General features: G+C 51.2%; 20 protein-coding genes. 9 read left to right on the forward strand and 11 right to left on the reverse strand.

What is annotated here, in order from left to right; translation table 11 throughout:
• Positions 1 to 125 precede the first annotated feature (125 nt).
• Positions 126 to 1,958 (reverse strand): LTA synthase family protein, encoded by a 1,833-nt coding sequence (locus DUE52_RS13510; protein ID WP_114406548.1) that lies wholly within the window; start codon positions 1,956 to 1,958, stop codon positions 126 to 128.
• Positions 1,959 to 2,277: 319 nt separating this feature from the next.
• Between DUE52_RS13510 and DUE52_RS13515 the strand changes: the two genes are divergently transcribed.
• The 6 genes from DUE52_RS13515 (at position 2,278) to DUE52_RS13540 (ending at position 8,884) form a co-directional block, all read left to right on the forward strand.
• Positions 2,278 to 4,467 carry a glutamine synthetase III family protein gene (locus tag DUE52_RS13515; RefSeq protein WP_114406549.1) on the forward strand — a complete coding sequence of 730 codons (2,190 nt, stop codon included), beginning with the start codon at positions 2,278 to 2,280 and terminating at the stop codon, positions 4,465 to 4,467.
• A gap of 214 nt (positions 4,468 to 4,681) precedes the next feature.
• The gene (locus DUE52_RS13520; RefSeq protein WP_229312160.1) at positions 4,682 to 5,878 is read left to right on the forward strand and encodes a M28 family peptidase; all 1,197 of its coding nucleotides are present in this window, start codon (positions 4,682 to 4,684) and stop codon (positions 5,876 to 5,878) included.
• A gap of 93 nt (positions 5,879 to 5,971) precedes the next feature.
• The gene (locus DUE52_RS13525) at positions 5,972 to 6,541 is read left to right on the forward strand and encodes a hypothetical protein (RefSeq protein ID WP_114406551.1); all 570 of its coding nucleotides are present in this window, start codon (positions 5,972 to 5,974) and stop codon (positions 6,539 to 6,541) included.
• Positions 6,542 to 6,570: 29 nt separating this feature from the next.
• The gene (locus DUE52_RS13530; RefSeq protein WP_114406552.1) at positions 6,571 to 7,272 is read left to right on the forward strand and encodes a 16S rRNA (uracil(1498)-N(3))-methyltransferase; all 702 of its coding nucleotides are present in this window, start codon (positions 6,571 to 6,573) and stop codon (positions 7,270 to 7,272) included.
• A gap of 2 nt (positions 7,273 to 7,274) precedes the next feature.
• Positions 7,275 to 7,946, forward strand: coding sequence for a DUF4159 domain-containing protein (locus DUE52_RS13535; protein ID WP_114406553.1), 672 nt, complete (start codon positions 7,275 to 7,277; stop codon positions 7,944 to 7,946).
• 125 nt (positions 7,947 to 8,071) lie between these two features.
• Positions 8,072 to 8,884 (forward strand): acyl-CoA desaturase, encoded by an 813-nt coding sequence (locus DUE52_RS13540; RefSeq protein WP_114406554.1) that lies wholly within the window; start codon positions 8,072 to 8,074, stop codon positions 8,882 to 8,884.
• A gap of 167 nt (positions 8,885 to 9,051) precedes the next feature.
• Here the strand turns inward: DUE52_RS13540 and DUE52_RS13545 are convergent, their stop codons facing one another.
• From DUE52_RS13545 to DUE52_RS13560, 4 genes are all read right to left on the reverse strand, one after another.
• A complete protein-coding gene (locus tag DUE52_RS13545) occupies positions 9,052 to 9,579 on the reverse strand; it encodes a 5' nucleotidase, NT5C type (protein ID WP_114406555.1) in 528 nt (175 codons plus the stop codon).
• Complete coding sequence (locus DUE52_RS13550) at positions 9,576 to 10,193, reverse strand: hypothetical protein (protein WP_114406556.1); 618 nt, start codon at positions 10,191 to 10,193, stop codon at positions 9,576 to 9,578. The genes DUE52_RS13545 and DUE52_RS13550 overlap by 4 nt, the downstream gene beginning before the upstream one ends.
• Positions 10,194 to 10,316: 123 nt before the next feature.
• A complete protein-coding gene (locus tag DUE52_RS13555; protein WP_114406557.1) occupies positions 10,317 to 11,642 on the reverse strand; it encodes a dihydrolipoamide acetyltransferase family protein in 1,326 nt (441 codons plus the stop codon).
• 10 nt (positions 11,643 to 11,652) lie between these two features.
• On the reverse strand, positions 11,653 to 12,906 hold the full coding sequence (locus DUE52_RS13560) for a competence/damage-inducible protein A (protein WP_114406558.1): 1,254 nt from the start codon (positions 12,904 to 12,906) through the stop codon (positions 11,653 to 11,655).
• Between the two features lie 194 nt (positions 12,907 to 13,100).
• Between DUE52_RS13560 and DUE52_RS13565 the strand changes: the two genes are divergently transcribed.
• The 3 genes from DUE52_RS13565 (at position 13,101) to DUE52_RS13575 (ending at position 15,690) form a co-directional block, all read left to right on the forward strand.
• The gene (locus tag DUE52_RS13565) at positions 13,101 to 13,853 is read left to right on the forward strand and encodes a DUF4197 domain-containing protein (RefSeq protein WP_114406559.1); all 753 of its coding nucleotides are present in this window, start codon (positions 13,101 to 13,103) and stop codon (positions 13,851 to 13,853) included.
• Positions 13,854 to 14,055: 202 nt separating this feature from the next.
• Positions 14,056 to 14,406, forward strand: coding sequence for a gliding motility protein GldC (gene gldC / locus DUE52_RS13570; RefSeq protein WP_114406560.1), 351 nt, complete (start codon positions 14,056 to 14,058; stop codon positions 14,404 to 14,406).
• A gap of 90 nt (positions 14,407 to 14,496) precedes the next feature.
• The gene (locus tag DUE52_RS13575; RefSeq protein WP_114406561.1) at positions 14,497 to 15,690 is read left to right on the forward strand and encodes a thioredoxin domain-containing protein; all 1,194 of its coding nucleotides are present in this window, start codon (positions 14,497 to 14,499) and stop codon (positions 15,688 to 15,690) included.
• Positions 15,691 to 15,693: 3 nt separating this feature from the next.
• Here the strand turns inward: DUE52_RS13575 and DUE52_RS13580 are convergent, their stop codons facing one another.
• From DUE52_RS13580 to DUE52_RS13605, 6 genes are all read right to left on the reverse strand, one after another.
• Positions 15,694 to 16,242, reverse strand: coding sequence for a tetratricopeptide repeat protein (locus tag DUE52_RS13580; RefSeq protein WP_114406562.1), 549 nt, complete (start codon positions 16,240 to 16,242; stop codon positions 15,694 to 15,696).
• A 64-nt stretch (positions 16,243 to 16,306) separates the two neighbouring features.
• Complete coding sequence (locus DUE52_RS13585; RefSeq protein ID WP_114406563.1) at positions 16,307 to 16,660, reverse strand: MmcQ/YjbR family DNA-binding protein; 354 nt, start codon at positions 16,658 to 16,660, stop codon at positions 16,307 to 16,309.
• Positions 16,657 to 16,845, reverse strand: coding sequence for a DUF6728 family protein (locus DUE52_RS13590; protein WP_114406564.1), 189 nt, complete (start codon positions 16,843 to 16,845; stop codon positions 16,657 to 16,659). The genes DUE52_RS13585 and DUE52_RS13590 overlap by 4 nt, the downstream gene beginning before the upstream one ends.
• Positions 16,846 to 16,935: 90 nt before the next feature.
• Positions 16,936 to 18,954 carry a (E)-4-hydroxy-3-methylbut-2-enyl-diphosphate synthase gene (gene ispG, locus DUE52_RS13595; protein WP_114406565.1) on the reverse strand — a complete coding sequence of 673 codons (2,019 nt, stop codon included), beginning with the start codon at positions 18,952 to 18,954 and terminating at the stop codon, positions 16,936 to 16,938.
• A 154-nt stretch (positions 18,955 to 19,108) separates the two neighbouring features.
• Positions 19,109 to 20,185 (reverse strand): GHMP family kinase ATP-binding protein, encoded by a 1,077-nt coding sequence (locus DUE52_RS13600; RefSeq protein ID WP_114406566.1) that lies wholly within the window; start codon positions 20,183 to 20,185, stop codon positions 19,109 to 19,111.
• Positions 20,185 to 21,417 (reverse strand): sugar MFS transporter, encoded by a 1,233-nt coding sequence (locus DUE52_RS13605; RefSeq protein ID WP_114406567.1) that lies wholly within the window; start codon positions 21,415 to 21,417, stop codon positions 20,185 to 20,187. The genes DUE52_RS13600 and DUE52_RS13605 overlap by 1 nt, the downstream gene beginning before the upstream one ends.
• Positions 21,418 to 21,425: the final 8 nt, after the last annotated feature.

Here is a 21,425-nt window from a genome sequence, read left to right on the forward strand (position 1 = left end):
AATCAAACCGATAAGGTGGTGGAACGAAACCCGCAAGGTTTTGAAAACCTTGCGGGTTTATTAGGCTTTCGAAAACCCGAAACCTGTTAGGTCTTCAAGACCTAACAGGTTTCGGGTTTTTAAGATTACTTATTCAGAAAATCCTGATAGGATTCTTCTTCGTAGGCTTCGCCCAGTTCGATATCCTGTTTTTGAATGACCCCATTCGAGGAAATGAGTTGGCGGCTGGTGTTGTCGAACAGCAGATGCCGGTTGGGCTGGACGACGCCAAAACCGTTGTTAAACGCGAAATAAGCAAACGGGCGGTTTTGGGGGTTGAGTAAATCCCGGCTCCATTTAAAATCGGTAGCGTCTACCTTCAATTGGTGTAACAAGGTGGCCGCCAGATCAGTTTGGGAGCCGATGCGGTCGATGACCTGCGGTTTGGCTTTCAAAGCGCCCCCCAGCCACAACATGGGAATGTGGAAATCCCGCACGCGGTCGGTCGACAAAACCGGCAGCCGGTGTCCGTGATCCGCCGTAATCACAATGAGCGTGTTTGCCCACCACGGCTGCTTTTTGGCCTGGGCGATAAACTCGCCCAAACTGCGGTCGGCATAATACATCGAATTCAGAAACAACGATTCTTCATCCGTACCGGAAAACACCGTCGGCATCGGGACTTCAAACGGTTCGTGACTGCTTAAGGTGAACAGCGATACAAAAAAAGGCTGCTTTGCACCGCTCAGATCCGACAGAATCCGGCTGTACACCACATGGTCATGGGCGCCCCATTTGGAATTCCAGTCGCTGGATTTAAAATCCGGTTTGGAAATGATCCGGCCAAACTGGTTGTGGTAGAGGTACGATTTGATGTTGGCAAATTCGGTTTCACCACCGTAATAGAACGACGTTTCGTAACCGGCTTTTCTGAATTTTTCGCCCAGTGTTGGCAATTTCGCCGATTTGGTCGGTAAAGTCATGATGGAAGCCGTGGCCTGCGCCGGAAAACCGCTCAAAAGCGCAATCAACCCTTTTTCACTGCGGTCGCCACTGGCGAAAAGCTGGTTGAACAGGATGCCTTCGTGGCTGAGCTTTTCAAATTCTGGGGTAACACCGGCCCGCCCGCCCAAACCGGCAACGGTTTTGGCTGTAAAACTTTCCCAGACGATGAGAATGACATTCGGCTTTGGGTTGGTTAGCAACGACTGCTGGTTGCGAACCGGTTGAAAAAGAGGCTTTAATGTCCGGCTAGCCTGTCCTTTTGGGAAAAAGGAGAAGGGGTTTTTGCCATATTTATTCCGTTCCAGAACAGAATGCATAAAATTCCATTGGGGGGTTACGGCGGCATAGTTGGCAAAAGCTACCGGTGAGAAGTAAACGGCGCTGACATTCATGGGTGCTAATTGGAGTCCCCCCCGAATTGGGATAACCAGAGCCGCCGTTGCGGTCAGCAGCAGGGGCGTTGCAACCCACCACCGAATCGGATTCAGCCGAAGCAGCAGGGGGTGAATCAGCCGTTTAAAATAATAGTCGCCCACGAGTAACATTCCCACAAAGAGCGTAGTCAGCGATAAAATCGGCGAAGCCGCCACCGACGCGGCTGCTTCCCGCGGTGATGTTAAATAATGTAAGGGGGTGATATCCAGGTGAAAACCCCAGGTGCGAAACACCTCCAGATCGGCAACCGTAATCAGGGAAACGACGATCAGTTCGATGAGGGTGATGATTCGCAGGGACCGCGCGAGTTTCGGGGAAGACCAGTTGGGCAATAACGTGATGAGCAGGGCGGGAATCATGGTGAGGTACCCGGCCGTTGAAAGGTCCATCCGCAGCCCATTGGCAAAAACACCCGCTATAGCCGCGGGATTCAACTGGCTGGTTTGGGATTGATAGATCAAAAAAAGAACGCGGCTCACCAGCAACCAGCCGGTCCAGCCCGTCAAATACGCCATGAGAATAAGCAAACGACTCTTCATTATTTTTGTAAATACAATGACCAGGGGGCCGCAAAGGTAACACGATTCCGGGCTCGATAATGCCTTATTATGTAAACGGTTATAGAATTGTGGTTTACTTTATCTTTTGTAGATGCAATTTGTTCTGGTGTAGATGCAAAATTTGGATGAAATAGGTATTTTCTCAGATGAAGGAATTTCAATGATCAAAAACCAGTTTTTGTGATTTTTAGCAATTTCTCGTGAAAAATAGGTTAAAACGGATGTTATTTCTTGGAAATTACAACAAATAATCAGTATTTTTGGGTGTTTTTAATCCAAAAACCACCTCGAACCTAATATGTCAAACTTTCGGTTTAAAGCTCTCGAAATTGCACAAAGTCGGCAAGCCCTCTCTGTTCCACCTCCGGCAGAACGTGTAACGGAATACTATGGCTCCTACACATTTAACAACGAGGTTATGCGTTCCCTGCTGTCGCCGGAAGCATATCTGAAAATCACCCAGGCCATTGATACCGGCGGTAAAATCGACCGCGACATTGCCGACGAAGTGGCAAATGCCATGAAAGCCTGGGCAACGGCGAAAGGTGCAACCCATTATACGCACTGGTTTCAGCCATTAACGGGAGCAACAGCCGAAAAACACGACGCTTTCTTCGACGTGACGATGGACGGAAAAGCCATCGAAAAATTCAAAGGGGGCGCCTTGGTTCAGCAGGAACCGGATGCATCCTCGTTTCCAAGCGGTGGTCTGCGGAACACCTTCGAAGCACGCGGTTACACCGGTTGGGACCCCAGCTCGCCGGCTTTTTTGATGGACAACGGTGCGGGTGGAAAAACCCTTTGTATTCCCTCCGTATTTATATCGTATACCGGCGAAGCGCTTGACTACAAAACGCCTTTGTTGAAAGCCCTGCTGGAAGTTGACAAAGCCGCAACGGCGGTTTGTCAGTATTTCGACCGGAATGTAACCAAAGTAACCCCAACCCTGGGTGTCGAGCAGGAGTATTTTGTCGTTGACAAAGCCCTGTTCTATGCGCGTCCGGATTTGGTAATGGCCGGTCGCAGTGTTTTCGGACATTCTCCGGCGCGTGGTCAGCAATTGGAAGACCACTATTTTGGCACGATTCCGCCCCGGGTGAATGCCTACATGGTTGACTTTGAGTTTGAAGCCATGAAATTGGGCATGCCGGTTCGGACGCGTCACAACGAGGTGGCTCCGGGTCAGTTCGAGGTAGCGCCAACGTTTGAAGAAGTGAACCTGGCCATCGACCACAACGCCCTGTTGATGGATTTGATGGAAAAAGTGGCCGAAAGACACAACTTCAAAGTGTTGTTCCACGAAAAACCGTTTGCCGGTATCAACGGTAGCGGGAAGCACAACAACTGGTCGCTGGGAACCAACACCGGCGTTAACCTGCTGTCTCCCAGCTCGAAACCAAAAGAAAGCCTGCGGTTTCTGACGTTCCTGGTCAACGTGGTAAAAGCCGTTCACGATCACGCGGATCTGCTGCGTGCCAGCATTGCCTCTGCGGGTAACGAATACCGTCTGGGTGCCAACGAAGCGCCCCCGGCCATTGTATCGGTGTTCCTGGGTGAGTCGCTGACGAAAGCCCTGGAAGACCTCGAAACGAAGTCGGAAGTGATTGTCAACAAAGGCGATAACGTCTATTACAAACTGGGAATCAACCGCATTCCGTCACTGCTGAGGGACAACACTGACCGGAACCGGACCTCACCGTTTGCCTTTACCGGAAACAAGTTCGAATTCCGCGCTGTGGGTGGTGGCGCCAACTCGGCGTCTACCATGACGGTTCTGAACACGATTGTTGCCGCTCAGTTGGTTACTTTCAAACAGGAACTGGATGCCCGTCTGGCCAATGGCGAGAAGAAAGAACTGGCCATCGTCGAGATTCTGAAAGAATACTACAAGTCGTCAAAACGGATTCTGTTCGAAGGAAACGGCTATTCGGATGAGTGGGTTGAAGAAGCCGCCAAACGGGGTCTGTCGAACATCAAATCGACACCGGAAGCACTGGGCGTATACCTGAAACCCGAATCGCTGGAATTGTTCGAGCGCGTGGGTGTCCTGAGCCATGCCGAAGTCGAATCACGCTACGAAATCGAACTGGAGAAGTACATCAAAAAAGTACAGATCGAGTCGCGGGTAGTGGGTGATCTGGCGATGAATCACATCGTTTCAACGGCGCTGAAATACCTGAACAAACTGGCAGAAACCGCCAAAGCGCTGGTTGACCTGGGCATGACTGACCAAGCCGAGCCGATCAAAGACTTGATCAAGGAGATTTCGGCCCGCGTAATTGCCATCAAGAAAAACGTCGAAGAAATGACGGAAACCCGCAAGAAAGCGAACAATTTGACTGATACGGCCGAAATGGCGAAGCTATACGCTACGGAAGTAAAAGACTTCTTTGACGTTATTCGTTACGAAGTTGACAAGCTGGAGCTCATCATCGATGATGAAGACTGGCCTCTGGTAAAATACCGCGAGTTACTTTTCGTCAAGTAATAGTAATTTTCCAACCATATCGTTACATAAAGCCTGCGCCAATTGGTGCAGGCTTTTGTTTTGCACGGCACCAGGCTTTTTTTTAATCCTATTAATCGGTTTTGACAACAATCAGTGGTTTATTTACATTTCTGCCTGCCAAACCAAAAAACCGGTTTTGCACGTTTAGAAAGTAAAGGCCCAACCTCTAACCGAACTAGTAATGCCGTTTTCGATGGACACTTTGCTGCGCGATTTAAGCCGCCTGCCACACCGGGGGGCGGCCACGGTTTTCGAAGCGTCTGCGATTGAACGGTTGTCATTGGCCCTCCGGGAACTGCAGGCCACCGTAACGGTCGAACCCTTCCGGACGCCCCGTACCTATGTGACGGTGATTTACTGGCTAATCGCCGGCATCGTTACCGGGTTGTTGACGGCACCCTGGCTCGGCTGGCTGGCGGTGCTCTGGACGTGGGGCTGGGTAACGTTGGCCTGGTTGTTTTTCAACTGGCGGTTTTCGCCCGTCACCCGGCTTCCTCCGCAGGTAACCTCCCACAATATCATTGGCCGATGGCGTGAAACCGGGTTTGGGTATGCCGGTGACCAGGAAAAACCGGTGATGAAAGTCATTTTGATGGCGCATTACGATACGGCGCCCATCTCGCTCTTATACCGAACCGGCACCGTGAACAGTTTCCATACCACCCTTGTTCTGTCGCTGGTGCTGATGCTGGGGGCCGGGCTGTTGGTACTCTTTGAACAACTGGGCGTAAACAGCGACTGGATGCCGTGGATTCGCTATGGCCTAATTGCCTATTTTGTTCTCCAGGCGCTGCTCGGAACACTCGGATATTGGCTCTATGGCTACACCAACGGAGCAAGCGACAACGCAACGGGGGTTGCGGCCGCCATCGCCACCGCCGAACGGCTAAAGCAATTGTATATGCCCGGACTGGAAACCGAGGTGGTGCTGACCGGAGCGGAGGAAGCGGGTATGATTGGCTCCCGGGCCTATCTGGACAAACACATCGACAGTTGGCCCAAAGGCCGGACGGTGGTGGTCAATTTCGATACGCTGGGCAATGGATCGCTGCGGATCATTAAACATACCGGAACGGTTGAAGTTATTGAATATACCAACGAGCTGATGAAAACGGCGGAGCGTTTGCTGGAAGAAAAACCGTTCCGCGGGGTGGTCAAACCCGGGCGCTGGCACACGGCCGATTTCGACAGCGTCTGGTTTGTGCGCCGGAAAATTCCGGTGATGACCCTGACGGCGATGGACGCCAAAGGCCGAATGCCCAACATTCACCGCCCGGAAGATCAGTTGCTGGTGACGGATGTCAGTGCCATTCCAACGGCGGTCGATTTTGCCATTCAGACGCTTGTACGGCATTACCAGACGTATGAAATCACCGCCGAGCGGTTGTGAATTGAACGGTCTGCCGGTTTTAGATGTTGAATTTTACGGGCGGGTTTGTAGATTTGCCCAATCGATTACACGCAAATTTTAACAATTACTGCAATGGGTACGTATAAAAACGAGGGATTTGAACCCGCAACGATTCAACTTCTGAAAGAGGAATGCCAGGAGGAAGGAAGTTCATTCGTCTATGTGGAAGATGAAGATGATGATCTGGAGGTTCTGAATTCAGGCGAATGCGTTCACATTCAGTTTGTTGGTAAACACAAGGAAAGCGAAGTTATCTACGACGCCATTATTTATACGTTGCGGCTTCACCACAGCAGCCTGGTGTATGAAATGGCCATGGAAAAGGTCAAGAAATCGTTTCCCCAGTATATCCCGGTGGAGGAACGGAAGCCCGATTACCGGATCGATGCGGAACTGGAAGAGGAAATCGAGTTGTTCTTAACCGAGTTGATCGAGGAAATCGAGGAGACCGAAGCGGTAAAAGTGCAGGAACACATTGAGATCGATCACGAGTTTGAATACGGAATCAGTCTGGATGTTTGCCTGAATGTCGAAGAAATTTCGGAAGAGGTCATCGAAGATTTTATCGCTCAGTTCAACAGCAACACGCTGAAACTGGACAAGACGATGTATTCCTTTACCAACGACGAACCCGAAGAGTAAGCGCAAATTTCGACGGTTGGTCCGTATTTATGCACCTGTTTTATCAGCCCGAAGCGGAAACAAACGCTTTTCTGAGCGAAGAAGAATCCCGGCATTGCGTCAAAACGCTGCGACTGGCCAAAGGAGCAGCAATCGATGTGACCGATGGTCGCGGCAAACGTCACAACTGTGTCATTGAAACCGCCGACCCGCGCCGGTGTATTTTTCGGATTGTTGACACGTACCGCCAGGCTCCGCGGCCATACCGGATTCACCTGGCCGTGGCGCCGACCAAAAACATGGACCGAATCGAATGGCTCGTGGAAAAAGCGGTGGAACTGGGCGTCGATCAGTTTAGTTTTTTTGTCAGTCAGCATTCCGAACGCCGGATGCTCAAAACCGACCGGCTGGAGAAGATTGCTGTTGCGGCCATGAAGCAATCCCTGCAGTTGTTTATGCCGGTGATCGAACCGGTGCTGGATTTCAAAACCGTGCTTGCCCAGGCTGCCGACGATCGGTTCATTGCGCATCTTCCTGAAAACGAACCTGCGGTGTCTTTGCTGAAAGCCGCCAAACCGGAGCGGACAACCCTGGTGCTGATTGGTCCCGAGGGCGATTTTTCGGAGCGTGAAATGCAACAGGCAATTGAAAATGGATTCAAAATGGTTAAATTAGGGGAGACCCGGCTGCGTACCGAAACGGCGGCTCTGGCGGCTTGTCATACCATTCATCTGATTAATACGACAACCTGAACATGAAGCGACTTACTGGAATTTCTTTGGCGGTTTTGGTTTTAGCCTTGACGACGGCCTTGTCGGTACAGGCGCAGTATTCGTATAAAATTGCCAAATTGAAGTACAATGGCGGGGGCGACTGGTATGCCAACAAAACGTCGATTCCCAACCTGATCAAGTTTTGCAATGCCAACCTGCGGATGAATATTTTTCCGGAAGAAGACATTGTGGAAGTGGGCAGTCCCGAATTATTTTCGTATCCCTTCGTTCATATGACAGGCCACGGGAACGTCGTTTTTTCGGATGCCGAAGCCCAAAACATGCGCCGGTATCTGATGTCGGGCGGTTTTCTGCATATTGATGACAATTACGGGCTGGATAAATTCATCCGGCGCGAGATGAAAAAGGTATTTCCGGAACTGTCGTTTATCGAATTGCCGTACAATCATCCGGTTTACCACCAGAAATTCAACTTCACCAACGGCCTGCCGAAAGTGCATGAACACGATGGAAAGGCACCGCAGGGATTTGGATTAATCTGGGAAGGGCGTTTAATCTGTTTTTACAGTTTTGAGTGTGATTTGGGGAATGGCTGGGAAGACCAATCGGTCTATAATGACCCGGAAGAGGCTCGTCAGCAAGCTTTACGCATGGGAGCCAACCTGTTACAGTATTCGACAACCGCTTTTTGAGAAAATAAATAAAAAATAAAAATTTGTCTTATTCGGTTAACTATCGACGTTATTGTTGTAGATTTGTAGAATCTAATTGCACTGAAGTTGGTTTTTAGCCATTCACCTTTAACAAATTTAATCCCGTGGTAATAATCCTTATTGCCTTTGTTGTTCACTGGTACGTATCGCTTTTCTGCCAGACATTTTTTCTGCACCGGTATTCGGCTCACAAAATGTTCACGATGAGCAAGGTATGGGAACGCTTTTTCTTTTTCCTGACCTATCTCTCACAAGGGTCCTCGTATTTGAGTCCTCGCGCTTACGCCGTTCTGCACCGGATGCACCATGCGTTCAGTGATACACCCAAAGACCCGCACTCTCCACACCACACGAAAAACGTGTTTACGATGATGTGGAAAACGAAAGATCTGTACAATGCCGTCCTGAACCGGGTGCGGCCGATTGAAGCTAAATTTGACCGCAACTACCCGGAATGGTATGCGCTGGAAAAAATCGGTGATTCCTGGATTTCCCGCGTAGCCTGGGGAACGGTGTATTCATTGTTCTACATCTTCGCCTTCGTTTACCTGGATATGCACTGGGCGTTTTTCTTCCTGCTGCCGATTCACTTCCTGATGGGACCGATCCACGGAGCGATTGTGAACTGGAGCGGACACAAGTACGGTTACGCCAACTTCGACAACCACGACCGGTCTAAAAACTCGATGTTTTTTGATTGGCTGATGATGGGCGAGTTGTTCCAGAACAACCACCACAAACGTCCGAATGCTGCTAATTTCGGTGCGCGTTGGTTCGAACTCGATCCGACCTACCCGGTTATCCGGCTGCTGTCGGCGTTGGGAATCATTAAAATGCGCCCCGCGAAAGTAACGACCAACGAATTCGAAACCGGACACGACCGTCTGGTGGAACATAACGAGAAAATGTCGGCTTAACGGCCTACACATCCAAACCAAAAATGCCCGCCAGTCAGACTGGCGGGCATTTTTGGTTTGGAGAAGAAAGAGGTTAGACAAGAGAGTAAAGACTTTTATCAGATCGGACTTGTCTTTATTCTCTTGTCTAACCTCTTTACTCCCTTCTCTAACCTCTTTACTCTTTTTCACAACAACTCCTTCGCCACTTCATCCCACGAAAGGACCCGTTGGAAGATGGTGTTGTCACGGTTGTGGGGGGCGTCGAACAGGAGACCTTTCCCCTGAAAACTGACCAGATTATACGGCATGTCGTCAATCATGATGTCGGCCCGCAGAATGCTCTTGTCACCGCAGAAGACCCGGTTTTTCCAGTGAATGTGCGGAAAATGCTGATCGAGCCAGTCGTATTTTTCCGAAAGGGAATTGCGAAACTCCATGGCCGCCGACGTAACGAACAGGTCGTACTTTTCTGAAAGCGCCTGTGTCACTTCAATGGCTCCGGGCATAACGAGAATGTCGGCAAAGAAACCCGGTTCGTGAACATAATCCGTCAGGCGCTTGTAAACGTCCTTTTCCAGCAGCTCATGAAACGAATTGTCCCGGAATACGGTGGGCAATGCCGTTGTATCGAAATCACGGCGGTAGATGGCAATAAACTTGCCGACGGTGTCCGCCAGCACATCATCCATGTCAATGGCAATACGTGGTTTCATTCTTTAAATTTTATGCCAATGGCTCTTTTGCCGCTTGAATAGACAATGGCGTCGATGGGCCTCTTGGCTTCGGTTGCTTCTTTTTTTACACGGCGAACAAATTGTTCGATATCTTCTTCAATGGAGTTGTTCACAATGCCACCGGTAAAGTAGGATTTGGCTTTCACACCCCCGGAAGCATCGACTACGGTTTCGTAATCCAGAACGGGCTCGTTCATGACGTAAACAGCCAACCCATCAATTTTTCGAACCTTCGCGAGCCCTTTATTAGCCCCGGCTTCTTCTTTGAATTTAACGGCGATGGCGGTTTTTGAGCCCGAAATGACGACGGCATCGAACGCTTTGTTGTCTTTTTTGCCATCCTTACTAGCCCGACGGACAAACTGGGCGGCTTTTTCGGAAACCCCTTCATTCACGACCCCGCCGGTAAACAGGGATGCGGCTTTGGCACCGGATGCGATTTCGAACACGGTTTCGTACGCGCGCAGCGGTTCGCACATCACGTACGTTTCAATGCCCTGAATTTTTTCAACCCGTGCGTTCGTTTGCGCGAAAACGGTGGTAAAACTAAGGATGGTACAAAAAATAGCGGGAAAAACCAGTTTCAATTTCATGAGTATAGTATGTTGTTTGAGTAAGATGACCCGAAACTACAACTGTGGCAGACCCAAAACCCGTACGAAATGCTTCGCATGGCATTTTTGAGACCTGAAAGGCATAAATGCCGGGATGAACGGTTAGACAATTTTTCGGTCCGGATCGAACTCTTCCAGGTAATCTGAAACGCGCTTGACAAACTGCCCGCCCAGCGAACCATCGACCACCCGGTGATCGTAGCTGTGGGAGATGAACATCTTTTGCCGAACCCCAATCAGATCGCCCTGGGGGGTTTCGATGACCGCCGGTTTTTTCTCAATGGCCCCAAAAGCCATGATGGCCACCTGCGGCTGCACGATGATGGGCGTTCCCATGACGTTGCCGAACGTGCCGATGTTGGAAACCGTGTAAGTACCGTTGGCCAGATCGTCGGCGGTGAGTTTATTTTCTCTCGCGCGCCGGCTCAGGTCGTTCACTTTCCGGGTCAATCCAACCAGATTATATTGATCGGCGTTGTGAATGACCGGGACAATCAGATTGCCGCTCGGCAGCGCCACGGCCATGCCAATATTGATGGCTTTTTTAACAATGATCGTATCGCCATTCACCGAAATATTGATCATCGGAAAATCGCGGATGGCCTTCACGACGGCTTCGATCAGGAGGGGCGTGTAGGTAATATTTTCGCCGTACTGTTGCTGAAATGCCTTCTTGTTGCGTTCGCGCCACTGCACCAGAACCGTCATGTCGGTTTCGACAAACGAAGATACGTGGGGCGCAATCCGCTTCGATTCGACCATTCGTTCGGCGATCATCTTCCGCATCCGGTCCATCTGAATGATGTCGTTCTGGCCGGTAATGGAAGCGGCTTTCGGAAACGAAGAACCCGTCGAAACCGGCTCGGATTTTCGTTTTTCGACGTAGGCCAGAATATCGTTTTTGGTGATGCGGTTTTCAGCACCGGTGCCCTTGATCGACGCCAGTTCAGCCTGAGAAATCCCTTCGGCCTTGACAATGCTCAGCACCAGGGGCGAATAGAAACGGTTGTTTTCGGCCACACCGGTTTCGGCATCAGTCCGGATTTCCGGATTGCGCGACGAAATCTGCGATAGGTCGTCTTCCAGTTTGGCCGCAACGCTGGCCACATCCTGCTCCTCGGTTTCTCCGAATGGGAGAGAGTCCGGCGTCGGGGATGCCGGCTGATCCTCCGCAATTCCTTCGACCTGTTCGACTTCAATCCGGGCTACCGGGCTACCAATGGCCACAACGTCGCCATCGTTCACCAGAATTTCTTTGAGAATACCGGCATGGGACGATGGCACCTCGGTGTCCACCTTGTCGGTGGCCACTTCCAGAATCGAGTCGTCGGCTTCAATGCGGTCACCGGGCTTTTTGAGCCAGGAGATAATCGTACATTCTACAATACTTTCGCCCATCTTGGGCATAACCATGTCAACAAGTGCCATTGGCAGGAGTTTATTTTTCGTCCAGCAACGTTTGCCGGAGGAGGTTTAAGATTTGAACAGTCGTGTTCTGAATATTCTGCTCGCGGTAAGGCCCCAGTTTCAGCAAGCGGGCGACGGTCTGTTTTTCGGTCGAACAAGCAATCCAGATGGTGCCGACCGGTTTTTCGGGGGTTCCGCCGTTGGGGCCGGCAATGCCGCTGGTGGCAATGCCCACGTTGGCCCCCAGCTTCATTCGGACGCCTTCTGCCATCTCCCGCACGGTTTGTTCACTGACCGCGCCGAACTGGCTCAGGGTCTCCGGTTGAACACCCAACTGATTGACCTTGACAGTATTGCTGTAGCTGACTACCCCGCCGACAAAATACCGCGATGAACCGGCGTATTTGGTGATTTGACTTGCCACGAAACCGCCCGTGCAGCTTTCGGCGGTCGCCAGCATCCAGTTCCGTTCAGATAACAACTGCGCGACTTTCGTTTCCAGTTCATCGTCGTCATACCCAAACACAAAAGGCTGGATCAACGGAAGAACGGCTTCGACCTGTTCGTCGATTTCCTGTTTCAGCACCACCGGATCGCTACCGGTTCCGGTGAGCCGGAGCCGCACCTGGCCGAAATGGGGCAGATAGGCCAGTTTGATGTGCGCGGGCAGTGCATCTTCCCAGTTGGCAATCGTTTCGGCCAGAAAGGATTCGCCGATTCCCACCGTGCGAATCATCTTATGAACGATCGTCGGCGTTTCAAACTGCTTTTGCAACAGCGGAATGATCCGGTATTGCATGAGGTTCTTCATTTCAAACGGTACGCCCGGCAGGGAGACATAGATGGTTTCATTTTCGTTGAACCACATGCCCGGCGCGGTTCCCCAGTCATTCGGCACGTAGGTGCAATTGAGGGGCAGGTCGGCCTGTTTGGCGTTTATTTCGGTAATCGGACGGCCCCGGCTTTCAAAAAACTTCGTCACAAACGCCAGCGCTTCGGGGTTTCGTTCAAGGGTGGTATTAAAATACTCGCAGATCGTGACTTTCGTAATGTCATCCTTGGTGGGGCCGAGACCACCGGTCAGAATGACCAGATCGGCGCGTTCGGTGGCTTCTTTCAGAATGGCCAGAATCGCGTCCTTCTGATCGCCAACCGACGATTTCCGGACGGTCCGGATTCCGATTTTCGTTAGTTCCGCCCCGATCCATTGGGTGTTCGTATCGGTAATTTGTCCAAACAGTATTTCGTCACCAATCGTTATAATTTCGGCCAGGATGGGTTTCATGAAAAAAAATCTACAAGTTTTTGTGGCTCGACCCTTTACTTTTTGTCAGTTTTGCTGTCTTATAGAGAAAGGCCGATTGACAAACTAACATCAGAATGGTGTCTTTCGAGCCAAAAATACGTAAAAAAACGGTTTATCTTTTGCCGACAAACCATCGGCGAACGTTTCACAAGGAGAATCAACCTGAAAAGCACATGAAAAAAACAGTCCTTTTTGCCCTCCTGCTCGCCGGTTATTCCGGTGCCGCAATTGCCCAGTCCGATTCGACCCAACCAAAAAAGAAGGGTATTTTCGGACAAATTCTGGATAAAGTAGGCGATGTCGCTTCGGGCGGAAGCTCATCCAATGACGAAATTGCCAATGGATTGAAAGAAGCCCTCCGGATCGGGATCAGCAAAGGCTCCGATCAGGCTTCGGCCGTAGACGGATATTACAAAAACACGCTGATTAAGATACTGATGCCGCCGGAAGCCCAGAAGGTGGAATCGGCTTTGCGTAAATTGGGCATGGGAAAACAGGTCGACCAGTTCATCATGTCGCTCAACCGCTCGGCAGAAGATGCCGCCAAGAAGGCCAAGCCGATCTTTTTGAACGCCCTCACGTCTATGACCATTCAGGATGCCGTCGGTATTTTGCGGGGGCAGGACAATGCGGCCACGCAGTATCTGAAGCGCACCACGTCGGATCAGTTGATGGCGGCTTTTACGCCGGTGATCGACAGTACGCTGAAAAAAAACAATGCCACCCGGTATTACGGGGATCTGGTTCGCACCTACAATAAATTGCCCATTGCCACCACCAAAGTCAATCCTGACCTGACCAATTATGCCGCCACGAAAGCCGTCGACGGTATTTTTACGCTGGTTGCCCAGGAAGAGAAACAAATCCGCGAAAACCCGGCGGCCCGCGTCAATGATTTGCTGAAGAAAGTATTTGGTCAGCAGTAAACCGCCGAAAGACTGGTTTTTGCTTTTGAATCGTCGGGGCAGGATTGCAAATCCGTCCCACAAATGGTTACCTTTGAAGTCTTAAAACTCCGGTTAACTGCCCCCAACCCTCTAAAGGGGGCTATAAATACAACTAGTTTGAGCCCCCTTTAGGGGGTTGGGGGAGTCTAAGCGGAGTCTTTACTGTACTGAAAAGCAAACGATGAAAAAATCAGAAATCAATTTTGCGGTTGAATTAGACGACCACAATATCCCCGAAAAAATTTTCTGGAACGCGACGGACAACCCCAATGAAGGACTGAGTGATACCAAAGCGGTGGTGGTGTCGGTATGGGATCATTACAACCAGGGTACGCTACGCTTGAATCTGTGGACCAAAGACATGGCCGTGACCGACATGAAGCGGTTTTGCGTTGAAGTGCTCGGCAGCCTCGCCGACACCATCGTGACGGCCACGGGCGACCAATCCATGGCCGACCAGATCGACAACCTCTGCCGGGCCTTGAGCAAAAAGGTGGAGGAAGAATACCGCGAGCAGCAGAAGCAGGCATAACCATCCTTGTATTCGGTTTACGGTTTACGGTGGCTGACGCAAGCTGCGGATTGGATGCGTCAGCCACCGTAAACCGTAAACCCTTTACTGATGAAGATACTGAGTTTAGTCGTGATCGTTGTTTGGCTGACGGTCGGTATGGCCGTGGGGCAGGGGGTACAATTTCGGAAGGAGCCGTTGACGGCGGTTTTGAGTGCGGCCCGGAAAGCTAAAAAGCCGGTTTTTATCGAAGTGTATTCGGAAACCTGCCACATTTGCCAAAGTTTTATTCCCACGTTTGCGAACAAAACGGTGGGGAAATTCTACAATACCCGTTTTATCAGCACCAAAATCGATATTTCCAGCAAGAGTACCATCGCTTTTCTGGACAAAAACCGCCTGTTTGTTCCCTCCTTACCACTGTTTTTGTATTTTAATTCGCAGGGAGATCTGATTCACATGGCGATGAGTAACAACTCCACGGATGAGGTGATTCGGCACGGAACCACGGCGCTGAATCCGGAAATCCGGTCGTCGGCCATGCGCAAACGGTTTGAAGACGGGGAGCGCTCCACGAATTTCCTGATCGATTACGGGATGTATGCACGGGTGACGCGCGATACGGTGACGAACATCCGGGTGATGAACGAGTATGCCACCCGGCAAGCGGCCAATACCTTTGCCAGTCCGACCAACTGGCTCGTATTGCAAAAACTGATTCTGGACGTCGACAACCCGCTTTTTCAGTATATGATCGGCCACCTCGATCAGTTTATCAAGCCCAATGGCGCGGAGCAGGTCAAAACGGTAGCGGAGAATATTCTGATGTCTTCGCTCTACAGCAGCCGGGGAAATCAGTATCCGGCCGCAAAAATCATTACCATCCGTAACCAGCTTCAGCAAGTTGGCATCGACGGACGCGTCGCCAGTAATCGGACGCTGCTTCCCGAAATAAACGCTTATTTTCGGGCGGGTCAGGCCACCAAAGCCGCTTCCCGAATGGACGATCACATTGCTCAGAACCAGTTCTCAACACCGGAATACCTGTACGTGATTCGGTTATTCAACCGGAAAAGCCCCGATGCCAGCGATGCGCCGACGGTAGCCCGTTGGGCCAACAAAGCCATCCCGCAGGCAAAAAGCCCCGCCGAACAGGCTGATTTGTATTTTGAACTGGCGGAAGTGTATCGCCGGGGTGGAAAAACCGCCGAGGGCTTGAAAGCCGCGCAAAAGTCGCTGGAGATGGCGAAAGCCGCTAAAATCGATACGAAGCGGAATACAGAGCAGATTGGCCGATTGAAGTGATTTTCAAGAATAAATGACGTTCGAGAACGGCGGTTGTTTCAGCAGGTACGCCGAATTTTCATCGCCCAGTTCGATGGCCCGGATCAAGTCTTTCTGGGCCGGACCGTACTGGTCTAGTTGCATCCGGGCCATTGCCCGCCAGCGGATGGCGTCGGGCTGTTGCCCCCGGAAATACCAGACGGCTTTGTCAAACTCCTTGAAGGCTTCACCGAATTGGTTCAGTTGGTAGAGGGCAATGCCTTTATCGAGGTATGAATCGGGAATGGTATTGTCGAGGCTCAGGGCAACTGTCAGATCGAAAAGGGCCGAATATGCATTTTCATTCCGCAGGTGGCATTTTCCCCGGTAGGCAAACGCCAGGGACGATTTGGGGTTTTGTTTGATGGCCTGGTCGAAATAGGCGAAAGCTTCATCGTAGCGATGAAACTGGACGAGCGTGATGCCCTCGGCAAACCGAAGCCGGTCTTTTTCCGCCTGCGTGTCGTGGTCGATCACGAAATACCGGACAACCAGGTAGAAAATAAAGAAGAATCCTATCAGCGCAACTTCCATAACCTGAAGTTTTCAGAAAACTACTGTAAACTAGCTGAAAAACCGGGCATTTGCAACCCGTATCCTATTTTTCCAGTTCTTGGCGAACCGCTTTGGGTAAACTGGCAACGATCAATTCGTAGGAATGGTCGATCCATTTTTTTAGATCACTTTCCCGAATTGTTCCGTCAATAATAACGGTATTCCAGTGAACTTTATTCATGTGATAACCGGGCCGAACGGCGTCATATTGCTCCCGTAATTCAACGGCCAGTTCCGGGTTGCATTTCAGATTGACCGACAGCGGGCGAGCATCCATCGACGTCAAGGCAAACACCTTGCCGCCAACCTTGAAAACCAGCGTGTCTTCACCAAACGGAAACGACTCGTTGGCACCAGGTTTGCTCAGGCAGTAATTTCGCAACGTTTCGATGTTCATCGCATAATGGCTCTGACAATCATCACAATTAGACAGAACAGGAACATGATGATGGAAATCCGGTTGATTCCGTGCATCATGCGAATGTTGGTGTTTGTCGGGCGACTGGGGTCTGGTTTCTGAAAAACCCGGTAGAAATACCGGAAGACGTCGCCCAACTTGAAATAATCTCCGATTTTGGACATAATGAGTTAAGAGTTAAGAGTTAAAAATTGAGAGTTAAATCGGTGAGAGAATGCAGAGTGGATAACTCTTCACTTTTAACTCTTAATTCATCACTCAGATTCCGGTTCATTCCAGCGACCGTCTTCTTTAATCAATTCAATCAGTTCATCGACGGCGTGTTCGGCGGTGACCGACTTTTTGATCACTTGCTGACCCCGGTACAACGAAATTTTGTCTTTGCCGATTCCAACGTAGCCATAATCGGCGTCGGCCATTTCGCCGGGTCCGTTGACGATGCAGCCCATGATTCCGATTTTGATGCCTTTCAGGTGGTCGGTGCGTTTGCGAATCGTTGCCGTGGTTTCCTGCAAATCGAACAACGTTCGTCCGCAGGAAGGACAGGAGATGTACTCGGTTTTCGACATCCGGGTTCGGGCGGCCTGCAAAATGCCAAATGCCGTCGAGTTGTACCGGTTTGCCGTCGCCAGGCGCTCTTCGGATGACAGGTCGGGAAGCTGATCGGTGGCCAGCCAGGCTCCGTCGCCCAGGCCATCGACCAGCAATCCGCCGATGTCCGTTGCCGCGTAGAGTTGCAGGGAATCGCCCTGACTGTCCGGAAAACTCCGCAGCGTTACGACCGGGCAGAAAATTTCGCGGTTGATCAACTCGACATACAATCGCCGAAGTTCGGCCATCGCGTGGGTATTTTCCGTTCGAACCACCAGCACAACGTGTTGATCTTCACTGAGCGCACTAGCTAATTCATCCGAAAAGTCACCCAGTTGGGTCACAACGAAATTGAGAAGCGGGTGCAAACCGCCCGGTTTTTGCCGACTGTTCAGGTAGGTACTCGTGTCAAGCAAGGGGAATTTATGAACCTGATCGGTGGCGGAAAGCCAGACCGAATAATCCAGAATTTCTTTCAAGCCGTTGGGTAACATGAACGAAGCGGGCTGAGAACCGGTGTACAGGTAGTCGGCACCCAGGTCATTCATCCGCCATTTGTCGGGAACGGGCAGGTAAAAGTGGCCGATGGGCCGGAGTTGCTCGTGGTGGGTGACCGGTATTTCGGAATAATCGGCAATCACGCGCGGTACGTTGACCCCACCGAAATTGGCGACTTCGCGGGTTTTCCGCCGGGTATACTGATACGGATTGATGGGATACTGCCGGATTTCCGGAATCTGGCTGTGGCCCGCCCGTTTTGCATAGCGGTCGATGAGTGCCTGCGCTACCGGCGCTTCCAGTTCGGGATCTTCCGTTAGGGAAACCCGGACGGTATCGCCCAAACCGTCTTCCAGCAACGTGCCAATGCCAACAGCGGATTTAATCCGGCCATCTTCCGCTTCCCCCGCTTCGGTGACGCCCAAATGCAGCGGATACGGTTTTAAGCCTTCGGCATCCAGTCGCTGAACCAGCAAACGGTAGGCTTCTACCATCACCTGCGGATTGCTGGATTTCATCGATAGGACGATGCTGTGGTAGTTTTCATCGTCGCAAATCCGCAGAAATTCCAGGGCTGATTCCACCATGCCGAGGGGCGTATCGCCGTAGCGACTCAGAATCCGGTCCGACAGCGAACCGTGGTTGGTGCCAATCCGCATCGCCGTGCCGTATTCTTTGCAAATCCGGATCAGCGGCAGGAATTTGGCCCGAATCCGTTCCAGTTCGGCGGCATAGGACGCGTCGGTGTATTCGATCACTTCAAACCGCTTCCGGTCGGCATAATTGCCGGGATTGATCCGGACTTTTTCGACGATGCGGGCGGCCAGTTCGGCGGCATTGGGGGTAAAATGTATATCAGCGACGAGGGGTGTCGTGTAGCCCCGGGCGCGTAATTCCTTGCGGATGTTTTCGAGATTTTGGGCTTCCTTGACGCTGGGTGCCGTAATCCGGATGTATTCGCAGCCCGCTTCGATCATTTTAATCGACTGTTCCACCGAACCCAGGGTGTTCATGGTGTCGATGGTCGTCATCGACTGAACCCGGATGGGATAATCGGAGCCTAACGGGACGTTGCCGATGGGAACCGTGATGGTTTTGCGACGGGAATATCCGGTTAAGGAGTTGCAATAGAGAGCCGGTTTTTCGGCGGATGGTACTAAAGACGGTGTTGCGAAGTCAAGCATAGCCTAAACAGCGAGTGCGGAAGAGGATACAAAGGTACAAAACCGGCGCGTTTTCCCCGCAAAAGCTAGTAATAGAACCCGCTTTTCTCCGAAATTGTTCATTTCGGAAAGTTAGAAAAAGAGATGTATATACGTTGATAATCAGTCGGTTATTCTATTCTTCAACCTTGGTGCCTTCGTCTACCCGAATAATATAGGCCGCACCGCCCTGGCGTTCAATGGCTTCGGCGACGGCTCCGGCATGACCGGGCGCGTAGGCAAACATACACCCACCGCCACCCGAACCGTTAATTTTACCGCCCAGCGCCCCGGCATTCAAAGCTGCTTCGAGCATCCGGTCGATTTTGGGTGTCGAAATGCGTTGGGCATCCCGCAGATTGGTGTGGTGGCGATTGAGCAAGTTGCCAAGCCGGATGTGATCGAGATCGGCTGATTCCAGCACCTGGCGGGCTTCGCGGAGGAGATCACGATTCGATACCGTGCCCTCCAGCAGCGTATTTTCTCCGCCCGATAAGAAAGGGCGGTAGTCGTCAAGTTCCAGAACATCGGTGGTATGGAGCGAGAATTCCGGGTTGACAGCTTTGATTTTCCGGACAATCTCGTTGACGCCATTCCGCACCCGGCCCAGAATATCCAGCGTATCTTTGGCTTCCAGCGAGTCGCCCAGCACGAAAGCACCGAGTTTGGGCCGTAATTCTTCGATTTCGATGCGCGGTTCCGATTCCAGATAAATAACATCGCCGATGGCGGTGGAATAATGATCCATCATGCCGCCCGGTTCGCCAAATTCAAGCACTTCGGCTTCATTGGCCAGGTTGCCAATTTCCTGCCGACTCAGCAGACGCGGACGGTCGCTCAGGCGCATCAGAAAATGCAGCCAGGAAGCCACCAGCGCCGATGAACTCGACGTACCGGAATTGATCGGGATATTTCCGTGAACCTCACATTCCACCCCCTTCGAAAACCGGTAACCGTGTTTTAACAGAACATTGTAGCTGCTCCGGAAATAATCACGCGGTTTGGTATACACCAGACTGGCGTCTGATAGCTCGAATTCTTCCCGCTCGTTTACATCCGGCAGATTGATCACCACTTTCCGATCCGCCCGGTGTGAACCGGTAATCCGGATTCGCCGGTTGATGGCTGCGGCAATGACGGGCAGCCCCAAATAATCCAGGTGTTCGCCGAATAAACAGATTCTGCCGGGGGTGGAAACGATTAATTGACTCATTACCAGGTGTGTTTTTTGCTTCCTGACAGCGCGTAATACAAGATGTAGCTTAGCAGGGGCAGGATCATAGCGTACGCTAATTTCGGACTAACGGCGTCGGTTAGGTAACCGTGCAGCAGGGGCAGTAACGCACCACCGGAAATACCCATAATTAATAAAGCAGAGCCTAATTTGGTGAATTTTCCCAGCCGGTCGAGCGACAACGGCCAGAGGGCCGGCCAGATTGGCGCGATGGCGAAACCCAGGAGCGCGATGCACAAAACGGACGTGAAACCGTCGGTCAGCAAAGCCCCAACGGTTAAAACCAGTCCGAGACTTGTGCCAATGATGAGTGATTTCTGTTGCGAAAGGAAACGCGGAATGAGAATGATGCCCAGAATGTAACCACCGAGCATACCGTATAAAGTATAGGCCGTAAAGTATTTGGCTTGATCATTGGAGAACCCCAGCGCAACGCCGTAATTGATGATCGTGTCGCCCGAAATGACTTCGACTCCCACGTAGCAAAAAATGGCCAGAACGCCGAGTACCAGGTTGGCATGTTGCCAAACGCTATCAGTAGTTAATGGCTTGGTTATTATGTTTTTATCTTCTTCCTGCTCTTCAGATACTTCAGGTAAAGTCGAAAACCGGATCAGCATGGCGAGTACCAACAAAACGCCCGTCAGAATCAAATAAGGCGTTACCACTTTATTCAGCGATTCTTCGGCCGATATGACATTGGCACCGGTTAACAACAAACCGCCGAAAATAAACTGGCTGATAATCCCCGCTAATTTGTTGGCGACACCCATGAAGCTAATCCGTTGTGCGGCACTTTCGCGGGGGCCGAGGATGGTCACGTAGGGATTGGAAGCCGTTTGCAGAACCGTTAAGCCAATACCGATCAGAAACAAACCGACCAGGAACAACGGATACGAAACCGCCTTGGCAGCCGGTATGAACGTGACTGTGCCGATGGCCATGATGATGAGGCCCAGCGACATCCCGTTTTTAAATCCCGTTTTCTTGAGCAGCCAGGACGACGGAATCGCCATGAGCGTGTAGGAAATGAAAAACGCCGACACCACCAGGTTCGAACCCACGGTGCTGAGCTGAAAAGCCTGTTTGAAAAAGGTAATCAGCACCCCATTGACCCAGGTGACAAATCCGAAAATGAAAAATAACATGCCGACAATGAGCAGCGGCCCAAGGTAGCTATTGGTTGAATTCCGGGTTGCAGTCGGAGTCATTTTTTGTG

The sequence above is a fragment of the Larkinella punicea genome, assembly GCF_003334855.1.
Classification (GTDB): domain Bacteria; phylum Bacteroidota; class Bacteroidia; order Cytophagales; family Spirosomataceae; genus Larkinella; species Larkinella punicea.